Below are 15810 nucleotides of genomic sequence, written 5' to 3'. Positions count from 1 at the left end.
TATGATTAAAATCGTAGCGAAAATTGGTGAAGAACTCTATAAAACAGAAATAGAATCGGCTAATAATATGATTATTTCAGATGAACCAGAAAGTAATGGAGGAAAGGATTTAGGCTTTGCGCCAAAAGAATTACTCGCTTCCTCCTTGGCAGCTTGCACATGCATCACTTTACGCATGTATGCTAACCGAAAAGGATGGGATTTAACGGACATCAAAGTTGAAGTCACTTTTGATAAAGATCCAACGGAAAACAAATCCAAGATGATTTGCACTATTCAATTATTTGGAGATTTAGACAATGATCAAAAAACAAGATTATTAAGCATTGCCAATAAATGTCCAATACACAAAATTCTAACCAGCGCTATAGAAATAACCACAGAATTAAATTAGAAATCATGATAATAGAACAAATAAACGAAACTAAAAAAGGATGTTTTAGAGCTGCTGCTAATGAAATAGAAGCAGGAAGAATGACCTATACTTGGGCAGGAACTGATAAATTCATTATAGATCATACCGAAGTAAATTCTGATTTTGCAGGGCAAAGTGTGGGCAAAAAAATGGTACTGGAAGCAGTCCAATACGCAAGGAAAAATAATTTCAAAATTTTACCATTATGTCCTTTCGCTAAAAGTGTATTCGACAAAATGGAAGAAATACAGGATCTTTTATTTTAAAAAAATTGAACATTCAGTATTCGTCCATTGAATATTTCAAAGACATAAAAAAACCATTCGCCGCTACGAATGGTTTTTTTATACCATTTAGACTTTAAATTTACTGTGATAAATCAATTTAACTGTGTGCGTCAGTTCGAGTATTTTATTAAAAAATGCGATAGCTTTTTTTAATAAAATGTATCGAGAACCCTAACATTGTAAGCTTCTCGATACAATTTTGAATAGTAAAGCTGTCGCATTACTATTCAAAATCACTCGAAGAGACGTGGTGTTTTTTATTCCAGTAAAATCAAAAGTAAAATGGTATTATATGAATTTTAAAATCTAAAATTATAAAAACAAACTAAGGAAATAGTAAACCAATGCCGCTAAAATGGCCGAAATAGGAATAGTTAGCACCCAAGCCCAAACTAAACTCACCGTCACACCCCAACGAACTGCAGAAACACGTTTCGTTAAACCAACTCCAATTATAGAACCAGTAATAGTATGTGTTGTACTTACAGGAATTTTTAAATGTTCTGTAAAATACAAAGTTAAAGCTCCTGCTGTTTCAGCAGCAACACCTTCAAAAGAAGTTACTTTTGTAATTTTAGAACCCATTGTTTTTACAATTTTCCAACCGCCACTTAAGGTTCCGGCCGCAATAGCCGAATAACAGGCTAAAGGAATCCATGCAGGCATTTTAAACGTTCCGTCTTCTTTAGGAAGTACTACGTCTAACCAGCTTGGTAAACTTTCCTGCGCAACTCCACTGGTATGAATATAAACCGCAACTGCGGCGGCTATAATACCCATTACTTTTTGGGAATCATTTCCACCATGTCCTAAACTAAAAGCCGCAGAGGATAATAATTGCATCTTTTTTAACCATTCAGTAGCCTGACTGAGATTTAAACTACTAAAAATCAAACAAAAAACACTAACAGACAAAACAATGAATGCTACTAAAAACCATTTGATATTATGTGCCTCAAATACAACACTCCAAAAAGGAGAATCGAAACGAGGTTTTTCAATCTGATCATAATATAGCATTTGACTTTCAACAAACCTGATAGTCAATGCTATAAGAGATAGCGTAAATAGTTTTGGATAAATACTTTTTTTGGAAGAACTTAAAAGCCAAATGGATATTAAATAGGAGATCAAAGCACCTAATAACGGTGCCAAAATAATGAAAGCAACAATTATTAAAACACCTGAAGGCATTCCGCCATCTTTCCCTCCCTTATACCATGATACAACTTCAAAACCAGCATGGGCAATTGCTGCTCCAGCAAATCCACCAATTAAAGTATGAGAAGAACTCGAAGGTATTCCAAGCCACCAGGTCAACAAATTCCAACAAATAGCGGTGATTATACCAGCGAGAATTACAACCAAATTGATGTCCATTGTATTCGCGGTTTTAGCAACTGTATCAGCAACTCCAAAACCAAAAACCCAATACGCCAAAAAATTAAAAAAAGCAGCCCAAAGTACCGCTTGAAAAGGCGTCAAAACTTTTGTGGCAACAACTGTAGCTATAGCATTTGCCGCATCATGAAAACCATTGATGTAATCAAAAATTAAAGCCAGAACTATAATAACTATTAGTAAAGTAAATTCCATAAAATAGTATTTCAGAATAAAACTGATTGAATTAAGAATGCTTTACAGCGATTGATTCTAAAACACTTGCCACACTCTTACATTTATCAGTTGCCGATTCTAAAACTGACAATACTTCTTTATATTTAATAATGTTTTTTGCGTCGGTTTCATTTTCAAATATTTCGAATACGGCTTTATTATAAACAGTATCGGATTTATTCTCCAACTTGCTAATTCTTGCACAAGCATCTGTTATATTCTTGATTTTCTTAAAACTTTTCAGCTCTTTTACCGCAACATCAATATTTTGACACGCTTCAAGATTTATTTCTGTCAATTTTCTGATAGATTTTGTAATCTTATCAACCTGATACAATCTCATTCTACTGGCAGCACCGTGAAGATTATCAGCAACATTGTCTATTGAAGTAATCAAAGAGTGAATATCTTCTCTATCAAAAGGAGTAATAAAATTTCTACTTAACTCAAGATTTGTCTGACGTGTAATGTCTTCTCCTTTTTGTTCCAATGTATCTATTTTTTGAAAAAGAACTTCTCTTTCTTTCAATGGAAGATTTACTGCTTCATGTAAGTTTGAAGCCAATTCAATTAAATTACTGGATGCTTCTTCAAAAAGAGGAAAGAATTTTTTGTCTTTTGGAACTAAAAATTGGAAAATACTATTTATTGACATTTTATTAGGTTTTAGAATTGCAAAAATAATTTATTATTTTGGTTCTTCGCCTAAATTAGTGGAATTCAAAAAAAAGACATCTATTAATCAATGAATAGATTTCGTAATTGTCGCAAAATATCCTTTAAAAACAGGTGCTTATTTAAACTTTAATTTCCATCTCTAATCAACCTAATTTGGTTTTCCACTAATTTTGGCGAAGAACCATTATTTTCTGTAAATGTTAATTTGTTAATAACAAATCGTCTTCTATTTGAAAACTGTTCAGAAAAGAAACTGTTTTTTCAATGTCATAATGCAAAATTCGATCTTCTTTTACCAAAGGAACTTCCTCGCGATAGGCACTTAAAAACATTTCAATGAAATCACTGGATTGCAATGGTCTTCTATATTCTATTGCTTGTGAGGCATTCATCAATTCTATCGCTAAAATCCGTTCCAGATTATCCATAACACGTAAAGCTTTTGTGGCGCCATTTGCCCCCATACTCACATGATCTTCCTGCCCGTTACTAGATACAATACTATCGATACTGGCAGGCGTTGCGAGTTGCTTGTTCTGACTTGCAATACTGGCAGCTGTATATTGTGGAATCATTAAACCCGAATTCAATCCAGGATTATCTACTAAAAATGCCGGAAGATTTCGCAAACCTGAAATTAATTGATAGGTTCTTCGCTCCGAAATACTTCCTAATTCCGCCAAAGCAATTGCCATAAAATCCAATGCCAACGCTAATGGTTGACCATGAAAATTACCTCCGGAAATGATTTGGTCACTTTCTATAAATATATTAGGATTATCCGTCACCGAATTGATTTCCGTTTTGAACACTTTTTTCACATAATCAAAAGCATCTTTTGATGCACCGTGAACCTGTGGCATACATCTAAAAGAGTACGGATCCTGAACATGCGTTTTTTCTTGCTCAATGATTTCGCTTCCTTCAAGAAAACCTTTTATACGATTAGCTGTTACAATTTGCCCTTTGTGAGGACGAATAAAATGAATCAACTCATGAAAAGGTTCAATCCTGCCATCAAATCCTTCAAGAGAAATAGTTCCTATCAAATCAGCTAAATAAGAAAACTTATTCGCTTTCATTAAGATATGAGCTCCATAAGCACTCATAAATTGAGTACCGTTCAATAAAGCCAAACCTTCTTTAGATTGCAAAACGATTGGTTCCCAATTAAAACGCTTCAAAACTTCACTGGAATGTACTTTTTTACCTTCAAAATATACATCGCCTTCTCCCAATAAAGGTAAAGATAAATGTGCCAAAGGAGCCAAATCGCCCGAAGCACCAAGTGAACCTTGAGTATAAATTACAGGCAAAATATCATTATTATAAAATTCAATCAATCGCTCCACTGTTTGCAATTGAATTCCGGAATGTCCATAACTCAACGATTGAATTTTGAGCAACAACATTAATTTAACAACTTCATTTGGAACTTCATCACCTGTTCCGCAAGAATGCGATTTTACTAGGTTTTCTTGTAATTTCGATAAATTTTCATTCGAAATTTTCACATTACAAAGCGAACCAAAACCCGTATTAATTCCATAAATAGGTGCTGAATGCGTGGCCATTTTTTTATCCAAATAATCCCTGCATTTTTGTATATTTATTTTTGCTTCATCAGATAATGCCAATGTTTTATGACGCGCTATAATCTCGTTTAAAACTTCTAACGAAAGTACTTCAGTGCTTATATAATGTGTATTTTCCATCCCATTTGTATTTAAGTGACCAAAATTGAATAAATCAATATTAAAAAGCAACATTTTTTAATAATAATTTAAATTTCATGTTTAAAAAAACCTTAATATATAGATTTCATGCAAATTAACCTATAGCTATTGATTTAAATCCCTAGTTTAGAATACCTGTTAAATTTCTAATATGAAATAATTTATTGGCATAAAATTAAAGAAATACAATGCTCATTAAATGCAAATAGAGATTAATTTAGAATTAAAGTTTAATAAAAAGTGTGCAACAATAACTTAACAGCATTGTGAAATTTGTCGAATTACAAGAATAGCATCAACAAAAAGCCCTTTTATTGAAAAATATTTATTTTTAATCCAAATGCGATTGAATTTTTAAAATATTCGCAAAAACCGAATTTAATGTTTTGGTTTTTATAAAAAACTGTACTTTTGGGGAATCAAAATGGTAAACAACAGATCAACATATCAATCTTCGATAACAACTCAAAACTGGGTTGCAATTTCTGTTACATTTACTACAACAACTACAACTACCCCTTAGGGGTATTCATTTTACATATAATCCTATTATTATACTTTTTCCTGAAGGGAGAAAGATTTTGGATGTATAAAAAACATTGCATTTTTAAAATAAAACATATACAATGAAAGTATTAAAATTTGGCGGAACTTCGGTTGCCAATGCACAAAATATAAAACTAGTTCTAGATATCGTCATCAATAAAGCAAAAGAAGAAAAATTAGTAGTCGTGGTTTCTGCTTTTAGTAAAGTTACTGATATGCTTCAGCTTGCTTCCCAAAAAGCGGCTGCCGGAGATGAAAGCTTCAAAGAAATACTTGCCGAAATAGAGAAAAAACATCTAGATGCCTTAAAAGAATTTATTCCTGTAGGCGAACAAAGCAGTCTGCTAAGTCATATAAAAAGAATTGTAAATCATCTTGAAACATTATTAGACGGTTGTTTTCTTTTGGGTGAATTATCTGCCAGAACTTCCGATACTATTTTAAGTTTTGGTGAATTATTGTCTTCTTACATAATCTCTGAAGCATTAAAACAAAATCTAAAAAATAGTGGTTATAAAGACAGCCGCGAATTAATAAAAACTGATAATCACTTTGGAAAAGCTACCGTAAATTTTGAAGTTTCAAATCAATTAATTGCTGATTTTTTTGCATCGAATGAGAATCAAGTGGTTGTAATGCCAGGATTTATTGCTGCATCACTTGATGGTATAAACACTACTTTAGGTCGCGGTGGTTCCGATTATACTGCTGCAATTATAGCAGGAGCGTTAAATGCAACTGACTTGGAAATTTGGACCGACGTAAACGGAATGTTTACTGCTAATCCAAAAATTGTAAAACAAGCACAACCTATCGCCTTCATTTCCTATCAGGAAGCAATGGAGTTGTCCCATTTTGGTGCCAAAGTTTTATATCCGCCAACAATTCAACCGGTATTGAGAAAGAATATTCCAATTCATATCAAAAATACTTTTGAATCGGAAGCCGAAGGAACTTATATTTCAAACCAAGAAATGGCTCATACTAATCCGGTAAAAGGAATTAGCCATATTGACAATATTACTTTGATTACACTTGAAGGACCAGGAATGATTGGTGTTACGGGTTCGTCTAAAAGACTTTTTGAAGTATTATCGCATGAAAACATCAATGTAATTTTCATTACTCAAGCTTCATCCGAGCATTCAATCTGTATTGGAATTTTAAATTCGGATGCTGATGTAGCTGAAGATGCCATCAACAAAGCTTTTGAAGTAGAGATTTTGCAAAACAAAATTGATCCATGTATCGTTGAAAAAAACCTGTGTATCATTGCTTTGGTTGGCGAAAACATGAAAAATCATCAAGGTTTGAGCGGAAGAATGTTTAGCACTTTGGGGAAAAACAATGTGAATATTCGAGCAATTGCACAAGGTGCATCCGAAAGAAATATCTCAGCTGTTATCAACGAAAGAGATGTAAAAAAAGCATTAAATACGTTACACGAAAACTTTTTTGAAGAAAATACCAAACAATTAAACCTGTTTGTAATGGGCGTTGGAAATGTAGGTGAGAAATTCATCGAACAAATTCACCAACAAAAGAAATTCCTAAAAGACAATCTGAAAATAAACCTGCGCGTTATTGCTTTGTCAAATTCCCGAAAAATGTATTTTGATGAGGATGGAATCTCTCTAAAAGAATGGCAATTCTTATTAGAAACAGGGGAACCTGCTGACAAAGAAAAATTCATTTCGAATGTAAAAGCACTCAATTTACGCAACAGTATTTTTGTTGATATTACTGCAAATGAAAGCGTATCTAAAACCTACGAAGAGTATTTAAAACGCAACATTGCCGTAGTAACTTGTAATAAAATTGCTTGTGCCTCTGAGTATGACAATTATAAAAAACTAAAAAAACTATCCAGACAGTTCAATGCTCCTTTTCTATTTGAAACCAATGTTGGAGCTGGATTACCGATCATAGATACCGTGAAAAACTTGATTGCTTCAGGAGATAAAGTGAATAAAATTCAGGCTGTTTTATCGGGAAGTTTGAACTTTATCTTTAACAATTTTGATGAAAACAATACTTTTCATGATGTCGTTAAAGAAGCTGGTGTACAAGGATTTACTGAACCAGATCCTAAGATTGACTTGAGCGGAATTGATGTTGCCAGAAAGATATTAATCCTGATCAGAGAAAGTGGTTATAAAATGGAAATTGACGAGATTGTCAACGAATCTTTCATGCCTGCTGAATGTCTCGAAACAACTTCAAATGAAGCGTTTTTTGAATCTTTACTGAAACATGCATCTCATTTTGAAGCTATTTACAAGGAAGCGTTGAGCAAAGAATCCAGACTAAAATATGTAGCGCAATTCGAAAACGGAAAAGCAAATGTTGGGTTGCGATTTATTCCTAAAGACCATCCTTTTTACAATCTGGAAGGAAAAGACAATATCGTATTATTTTTCACTGATCGTTATGTAGACCAACCTTTATTGATAAAAGGAGCCGGTGCAGGAGCTGCAGTTACTGCTTCAGGGATATTTGCTGATGTAATCAGAATTGGAAACGTTTAATTAGTAGTCAGTGTTCAGTAGCAGTTTTCAGTTTGAAAACGGATAAAAAACATTGTGTCTTTGTGCCTTCGTGGCAAAAAAAATAAAAAATTATGAATGAAATAAAAATATTTTGCCCCGCCACAATCGCCAATCTTTCCTGTGGATTTGATGTCCTTGGACTGTGTTTAGAAACTGCGGGTGACGAAATGATTATTCGAAAATCAGACATAAAAGGCGTTCGTATCACTAAAATCGTTGGTGCCGACTTGCCTTTGGAAACCGAAAAAAATGTAGCTGGAGTATCTGCTTTGGCGATGCTGGAAGCCATTGAAACGGAATTTGGATTTGAGATCGAAATCTACAAACACATCAAAGCCGGTAGCGGAATTGGCAGTAGTGCCGCAAGTTCAGCTGGAGCTGTTTTTGGAATCAATGAATTACTGGGACGTCCATTTACAAGAAAAGAGTTGGTACAATTTGCCATGCAAGGCGAAAAATTAGCCAGTGGAAACGCCCATGCCGATAACGTTGCTCCTGCCCTTTTGGGTGGCTTTACGTTGGTAAGAAGTTCGAATCCTTTAGACATTATCAAAATAGAAAGTCCTTCCGAATTGTACGCAACCGTTGTTCATCCTCAAATTGAGTTGAAAACATCTGATGCGCGTTCGGTATTGAAGCAAACAGTTTCCCTAAAAAGCGCCATAACGCAATGGGGAAATGTGGGCGGATTAATTGCCGGATTATACACCAAAGATTACGAATTAATCGGACGTTCGTTACATGATGAGATAGTGGAACCATTGCGAAGTGTATTGATTCCAGGTTTTGATTTAATCAAGCAAACTGCTTTAGAAAACGGAGCTTTAGGTTCCGGGATTTCGGGTTCCGGTCCCTCTATTTTTGCTTTAAGCAAAGGAAAGGAAACCGCTGATAAAATCGCCAAAGCCATGAGCGCCGTATACGATGCAATGAATTTACCGTATGAAATTCACGTTTCTAAAGTGAATGATGAAGGAATGAAAATATTATCCCCCTAACCCCCCCGAAGGGGGAATAAAAAAATAGTGCTTTTAAAATTACAATAACACATTCTGAATCCAGTTTCGTCTCCCTTCCCTTTGGGGAGGGTTGGGGTGGGGATTCTAAAATTAGTATACATAATGAAATATTACAGTTTAAACCATAACGCACCCAAAGTTTCTTTCCAAGAAGCCGTAATACAAGGATTAGCAACAGATAAAGGTTTGTATTTTCCGGAAACAATTAGCCCTTTAGCTCCCGCTTTTTTTGAAACTATCGAAAATTTAAGCAACGAGGAAATTGCTTTTGAAGCGATTCAACAATTTGTGGGAGACGAAATCCCGGAAGCAACCTTAAAACAAATCATTGCCGAAACTTTATGTTTTGATTTCCCAGTGGTTGAAGTGGAAAAAGACATTTATTCCCTTGAATTGTTTCATGGTCCAACGATGGCTTTTAAGGACGTTGGCGCGCGTTTCATGTCGCGTTGTTTGGGTTATTTCAATAAAGACAACAAAGACAGTAAAAACACCGTTCTTGTAGCGACTTCCGGTGATACCGGTGGTGCAGTAGCCAGTGGTTTCCTTGGCGTAACCGGTGTGGAAGTGATTATCCTGTATCCATCCGGAAAAGTGAGCGATATTCAGGAACGGCAATTGACTACTTTGGGACAGAATATTAAAGCGCTTGAAGTGGACGGCGTTTTTGATGATTGTCAGGATATGGTCAAAAAAGCGTTCTTGGACGAAAGTCTAAAACATAAAAACTTGACTTCGGCGAATTCGATTAATATTGCGCGCTGGTTGCCACAAATGTTTTATTTCTTCTTTGCGTACAAAGCATTAAAAAAACAGAACAAACCATTGGTTTTCTCTTGCCCAAGCGGGAATTTTGGAAATATTTGCGCGGGTATCATTGCCAAAAAAATGGGCTTGCCAATCGAGCATTTTGTAGCTTCCACGAATGTGAATGATACAGTGCCACGATTTTTAGAAAACGGAGTTTACGATCCAAAGCCTTCTATCGCCACGATTTCGAATGCGATGGATGTGGGGAATCCAAGTAATTTCATCCGAATTCAGGAAATGTACCACAATGATTTGGAGCAATTCAAAAAAGATTTTTCTTCGTTTACTTTCACTGATGCAGAAACCATTGCAGCGATGAAAACCATTTACAATACAGACGGTTACATCGCAGAACCTCACGGAGCAGTTGGTTATTTAGGATTGAAAAAAGAATTACAAAACCACCCAAATGCGATTGGTATTTTCTTAGAAACTGCCCACCCAATTAAATTTTTGGATACAGTTGAACCAACATTAAACGTAAAACTGCCGATTCCTACCCAAATTGAAAGCGTATTAGGAAAAGAAAAAGTGAGCACAAAAATTAAAACGTATGAGGAATTGAAAGCTTTCTTGGGATAGCATTTCAATATCCAGACAAAAATACAAACCGACTGAGAAGTGATTTTCAGTCGGTTTTTTTGTGGGAATTAGTCCGATTTTTTTTATTATTAGATTAGTTTTCTGTAGGTAAAATCATTAAGTTTGACAGAGTCTGAATATGCTGATTTATTACACAAATTCAACTGGATTTGAGCGCATTGTAGACAATTTAAAAAGCAACGCACAAATAGCATATTTGTGCATTGCCAAACCTAAGGCAAAAAAAAGCAATAGAGTTACTTTTAGCCAACGACAGAATATGAAGAAACACAAAGAAACATTATCGCAAATAATCAAAGACAAAAATCATTGGTCTGACTTAAAAACCGAATTGTCTAAATACAATATTGACAATAAAGCAGAAGCGTTAAAAGATACTTCAGCAGGTAAAATTTTTGAAGTATTTGCGAAATATTATTTTTTGACTGCGCCTGAATTTGATGGTGTCTATAATAATGTTTGGTTATATGATGAAATCCCACTAAAAATAAAAGAAACTTTAGCTTTAGGAACTGTTGAATACGGTATTGATTTAGTATTAAAAACTCCTAAAAATGAATATATTGCTGTACAATGTAAATTCAAAAATGATGAAACCAGTAAATTAAATTGGTCTTCTGACAAAATCGCAAATTTATTTGCATTTTGCTCAAAAGCCGATGGCTACATTGTGTTTTCAAACTGTGCTTCATTGGATAGTGTGTCCTTATCCAGATATGAAAATTTTACATTTTACAATATAGGTCATTTATTGGAAATTGAACCATATACATTTACAAATATTTTGCTACGATTAAATGATAGCAAACCAAAAGAGAAAGTATATTTTACTCCAAAACCACACCAACAACGAGCTATCAATGAATGTGTGGAATGGTTTACAGAAGGAGAAGAATCAAGAGGACAACTAATACTGCCTTGTGGGGCTGGTAAAACTTTTACTTCATTATGGATAAAAGAAGAATTAAAAAGTCAAAAAACTCTTGTTTTAGTTCCTTCACTTGCTTTATTAAGACAAATCAAAAATGAATGGTCAAAACAACGAAAAACACAATATAAATATTTGTGTGTTTGCTCCGAAACAGATATTGATGGAGATAATCAAGATTCAATTGTAACGCACACCTATGAAATTGGTGGCAATGTATCTACTAATCCTGAAGAAATTAATATTTTTTTAAATCAAGATATTCAAGAAAAAGTAATTTTTTCTACATATCAATCATTACCAGCAATTGTTGAATCAATTAAAAATACTGAAATTACGTTTGACTTTGTATTTTGTGATGAAGCACATAAGACTGCTGGAATAAATAAAGGTGTTTTCGGTTTAATTCACGATAATAGCAAAATACCCGCATATAAACGATTGTATGCAACCGCAACTCCAAGAATCGTAAAAGAATCACTAAAAAAGAAACTAGGAGATGATTTAAAATACACACACGATATGAATGACCCTTTAACATTTGGGGAAGAATTCTTTCGAATGTCTTTCAAAGATGCTATTGATGAAGACGTACTTGTTGACTATAAAATTATCGCAATTGGAGTAAATGACAATCAATTATCAAGCTATTTAAAAGAGAGGAGGTATGTTGATAATAATATTTCAATTGATGAAGTAGCAAATAATTATGCACTAGACTTTGTAATGTCAAAATACTCTGCAAATCATGCTCTCACTTTTCATTCAAGAGTAAATTTAGCAAAAGACTTTTCTTCACGACATTCAAAATTTTTTGAAACTACAAGCGCATTTTCAGTAGATGGGACTCAACCAACCAGTATAAGAAATCAAATTTTACATGAATTTAAGAATTCAGACAAGGCAGTAATTTCAAATGCTAGATGTCTTACAGAAGGTGTTGATGTACCTACTATTGATTTAGTGTATTTTTCCGATCCAAAAAACTCAAAAGTCGACATTATACAGGCTGTGGGACGAGCATTAAGAAAAAAAGACGGAAAGAAACTAGGTTATATTGTTGTTCCAATTTATCATACAGAGAATGGAGAAGTTGAAAATTCAATAAGCCAAGGCTCTTTTAAAAATTTATTACAGGTGATTCGTTCTTTATGTGAACAAGATGAACGACTTCAAGATGAAATAAACTCAATCGCTTTTGGCAAAGGAAAAAGAGGTTCGAAAAAAATAGATATTATCTCTTCATTTGATGAAGAGATAGAAACTTTAAATCTTATTGGATTTGAAGAAAAACTTAGAAAATCCTTATTCGACCAAATTATTTACAAAACTTCAAATAATTGGGATATATGGTTTTTAGAATTAAAAGACTATTTGGAATTAAATGATGATTATCCTTCCCAAACAGTCAACAAAGACTTGTATTCGTGGGTAACTCAACAACGTAACAGGAAAAACAATGGTGTATTAAAAATTGAAGAAATTAGAAAGTTGAATTCTATAAATTTTGCGTGGGATATAGTAAAATGGAAATGGGATAAAATGTTTGAAAAATTTAAATCTTATTCAGAGGTTAACATATATTCTCCATTCAAAGGATTTGACGATTCAGATTTAGTAAATTGGTACAGGAGTCAGGTAGGGTATATCAATGACAATAAAACTCTAACTGATGAACAAATAACAAAGTTTAAATGTATAGATTCTAAATTCTTAGGCTCGGGAAGTAGAAAAAAATGGATTGCCATTTATGAAGATTTAGTAGAATGGCGAAATAAAAATCCTAATCGATGGCCACAATATAACAGAACCGACAAGAATTCAGGAGAAAGTAAACTTAATGTTTTTTGTCAAACAATTAGAAAACGGTTTAGGGAAAATGATTTAGAAGATTATTGGTACGATAAAATTACTGAACTACAATTTAACTATGAGGGTAAAACTGATGCCTGGACTGATTATTTTGAAAAAATAAAAAGCATTCTAAATACTCGCACCTCAATTTCAATTGATGAAATTGGTTCAAATGAATATAATTGGATTTATCGACATAGAAAAGATCTTGATGAAGGAAAATTATCAGAATTTCAAAGTCAAAAAATCAAAGAATTATCTCTTGATAGTTTTTTTGAAACTTGGGAACAAACTTTTGAGAAAGTAAAAAATTGGCAAATAGACAATAATAAATTACCGACAGGAGTTACCAATAAAGATTTTTATAGTTGGCTTAGTTCGCAAAAAGTTAAATATAAAAATGGTAATCTATCAGAACAGCAAATTATGAATCTTAAATCAATTGGATTCAATTTAATCACAGAAGGAAAAGAAAAGAATGAGGAAAAATGGACAGAAAGATTAAATCAATATTCAGATTTTATTAAAGAAAATAAAAAAGAACCAAGTTATGCGGCTGGTGGCGTGGAAAAAATCCTTTATCTGTGGTGTGCTGCACAGCGAGCAGTTAAAGCTGGAAATGCAAAAAATAGAATTCCATTGTCCAAAGAAAGAGAGAGTGCTTTAAACAATATCAATTTCAACTGGATTGGTGAAGGTACCTTCATACAATCTTGGGAAGATAGTTTTAATGAATTTAAACAGCACGTAGACATAAAAGGAAATTTGAACCTTTCTTTAACCATTAATGGAGAGAGGAATATTTTATATACTTGGTGGACAAATCAAAAAAGTCTCTTTAAAAACAATCAGTTATCAGAAGAAAGAATAAAAGCTTTTTATGAAATTGGAATAACATTTGAAAAATTCACTGATTCAAAAAGGGATGGTTATACAAAATGGGCAAATAGAACTAAAGAAATAGCAGAATTTATAAAGATTAATGGAGTATATCCGAAAGCAGGTAAGGATGATCAAAGAAATTTATATCAATCGTTAGCTAGAACAAAAAAAGCTTTTAAAGACGATAAGTTATCCGAAAAACAAATTGAATTACTAAAAAAACTTAATATTGAGCTTTAATAAGACCGCACGGATATGTCCCTTAGTTCGATAGTGCGGAAATCTTTTCACTACTCACAACAATCAGACACAACAACAAGACAAAAACAGAAAAAGCTACATTCATAAAAAGATGTAGCTTTTTTTATATCATGGCTTTAAAATAAAATCATATCAACAAAATACGAAGCAATCTAAATCGCTCAGTTTTCACTGGCAAAAAAAAGTGTCACAATTTATTAAACTTAAACTTCTGACCTCCAATCGATGCTTCGTACATGAGTCCGCCTTTTTGCATGGTGAACACCATAACACCATCGGTATATTTTACATTCGCTGAGGCGCCTTCTGTTACGGCTACCGCTGAAGCTTGTGCGGAAAACTCGAATCGGCTTTCTTTAAAACGGTCCAATTCCTTTTTTGTTTCAAAAAATATCACTTCCCGATACGCTTGTCCGCCGGCCTGAAATCCAATGCTTAGTTGCGACAACTTGGCCATTCCTATCCGCTTGTTCTGTTCATAGACAACGCCGTTTCCAGCTGCACCTCCAATACCGAGTCCGGCCTTGCCCACATTGGGAAAGATCACATAGCCGTAGGCTTTATCAAAAAGTGCTTTCATAAGAGGGTCACTTTTAATGAACTCGGCTTTTGCTGTTTGGCTGTCTGCAATGATTTTATTCTTTTTAGCGGTCGATTGCCCGAATATAGGCGCTGTGTTTAGTACAAAAGCCATTACTATCACCCAAATAATATTTAAATTTTTCATAATTATAGCTATTAAATTGTTATAAATTTTCTTTATCCAAAGGTAAAAAAAAAATTTTGTTTAATAATTAAATATACTGATTATCAATTACATACAATTTATTTTATACGTTTTAAGAATAATTATTTCATCTAAAAAATGAAACGATTAATCCCTTTTTTCTACCTTTGAAAAACATAAAGCAATAACCCAAGAATAGAAATATTATCCATGATTACAAAAGCAACAATAGAAGACGTTTCCCTATTAAATACATTAATCAATTCAGCGTATCGCGGCGAATCTTCTAAAAAAGGATGGACCACTGAAGCCAACCTGTTAGAAGGACTCCGAACCACCGAACAGGAACTGACAGAAACCATTCAGAATACTAAAAATACCATTCTAAAATTTACGGAGAACAACCAGATTATAGGTTGTGTATTGTTAATTGAAAAAGAGCATCAATTGTATTTAGGAATGCTGACGGTTTCGCCTGAATTGCAAAATAGTGGTGTTGGGAAAAAATTATTGCAACAAGCTGAAATTCATGCTTCAGAATTGGGTTTACCTAAAATTGTAATGACGGTGATTTCCGTTCGAGAAGAATTGATTGTATGGTACAAACGCAACGGTTATGCAGATACGGGAGCAAGGGAACCTTTCCCGGCAAGCGACGTTCATATTCCAATCTCAAAAGAACCTTTGGAATTTATTGTATTGGAGAAAAGGATTGGATAGTTATTGTCATTCAACAATTGGATTGTCTGAATAGCAAATTAATTATCTCCACCTTAGGGCTGCCCGCGTAAGGGATTGTGGCGTTATCCTTTATTTTTTTCTTTAAAAAATAAAGATATAGCCAAAAGCCCGACCCCAAAGTTGAAAATACGGAAGGAACGACCGAAATTTTTAACTT

At 33.7% G+C, this 15810-nt stretch carries 11 protein-coding genes; 7 read left to right on the top strand and 4 right to left on the bottom strand.

The features are described from left to right. Position 1: 1 nt before the first annotated feature. Positions 2 to 394: an OsmC family protein gene (locus ACNO7W_RS05095; protein ID WP_417937282.1), complete on the top strand. Its 393-nt coding sequence runs from the start codon at positions 2 to 4 to the stop codon at positions 392 to 394. Between the two features lie 5 nt (positions 395 to 399). Continuing rightward, positions 400 to 681 (top strand): GNAT family N-acetyltransferase, encoded by a 282-nt coding sequence (locus tag ACNO7W_RS05090; protein ID WP_143387808.1) that lies wholly within the window; start codon positions 400 to 402, stop codon positions 679 to 681. Positions 682 to 1014: 333 nt separating this feature from the next. Here the strand turns inward: ACNO7W_RS05090 and ACNO7W_RS05085 are convergent, their stop codons facing one another. The 3 genes from ACNO7W_RS05085 to hutH form a co-directional block, all read right to left on the bottom strand. Then, the gene (locus ACNO7W_RS05085; protein WP_417937281.1) at positions 1015 to 2298 is read right to left on the bottom strand and encodes an anion permease; all 1284 of its coding nucleotides are present in this window, start codon (positions 2296 to 2298) and stop codon (positions 1015 to 1017) included. A 31-nt stretch (positions 2299 to 2329) separates the two neighbouring features. Further along, positions 2330 to 2974, bottom strand: a complete 645-nt coding sequence (locus ACNO7W_RS05080; protein ID WP_143387806.1) for a DUF47 domain-containing protein — start codon at positions 2972 to 2974, stop codon at positions 2330 to 2332. Positions 2975 to 3197: 223 nt separating this feature from the next. Continuing rightward, positions 3198 to 4712, bottom strand: a complete 1515-nt coding sequence (hutH, locus tag ACNO7W_RS05075) for a histidine ammonia-lyase (RefSeq protein ID WP_417937280.1) — start codon at positions 4710 to 4712, stop codon at positions 3198 to 3200. A 647-nt stretch (positions 4713 to 5359) separates the two neighbouring features. On the opposite strand from hutH, the gene thrA reads away from it, so the two are divergent. The 4 genes from thrA (at position 5360) to ACNO7W_RS05055 (ending at position 14164) form a co-directional block, all read left to right on the top strand. Beyond that, complete coding sequence (thrA, locus tag ACNO7W_RS05070) at positions 5360 to 7807, top strand: bifunctional aspartate kinase/homoserine dehydrogenase I (RefSeq protein ID WP_417937279.1); 2448 nt, start codon at positions 5360 to 5362, stop codon at positions 7805 to 7807. Between the two features lie 92 nt (positions 7808 to 7899). Then, positions 7900 to 8826, top strand: coding sequence for a homoserine kinase (locus ACNO7W_RS05065; protein ID WP_417937278.1), 927 nt, complete (start codon positions 7900 to 7902; stop codon positions 8824 to 8826). Between the two features lie 123 nt (positions 8827 to 8949). Further along, positions 8950 to 10239 carry a threonine synthase gene (gene thrC / locus ACNO7W_RS05060; protein ID WP_417937277.1) on the top strand — a complete coding sequence of 430 codons (1290 nt, stop codon included), beginning with the start codon at positions 8950 to 8952 and terminating at the stop codon, positions 10237 to 10239. 139 nt (positions 10240 to 10378) lie between these two features. Continuing rightward, on the top strand, positions 10379 to 14164 hold the full coding sequence (locus tag ACNO7W_RS05055) for a Helicase associated domain protein (protein WP_417937276.1): 3786 nt from the start codon (positions 10379 to 10381) through the stop codon (positions 14162 to 14164). A gap of 208 nt (positions 14165 to 14372) precedes the next feature. On the opposite strand, the gene ACNO7W_RS05050 is transcribed toward ACNO7W_RS05055, so the two are convergent. Beyond that, positions 14373 to 14912, bottom strand: coding sequence for a YSC84-related protein (locus tag ACNO7W_RS05050; RefSeq protein WP_417937275.1), 540 nt, complete (start codon positions 14910 to 14912; stop codon positions 14373 to 14375). Positions 14913 to 15122: 210 nt separating this feature from the next. On the opposite strand from ACNO7W_RS05050, the gene ACNO7W_RS05045 reads away from it, so the two are divergent. Then, positions 15123 to 15632, top strand: a complete 510-nt coding sequence (locus tag ACNO7W_RS05045; RefSeq protein WP_417937274.1) for a GNAT family N-acetyltransferase — start codon at positions 15123 to 15125, stop codon at positions 15630 to 15632. The last annotated feature ends 178 nt before the right edge of the window (positions 15633 to 15810 follow it).

Origin of the sequence: Flavobacterium sp. ZB4R12 (assembly GCF_048276375.1) — a bacterium.
GTDB lineage: Bacteria > Bacteroidota > Bacteroidia > Flavobacteriales > Flavobacteriaceae > Flavobacterium > Flavobacterium gawalongense.
The sequence above is the reverse complement of the archived record's forward strand: the minus strand, read 5'-3'. Positions and strand labels throughout refer to the sequence as shown.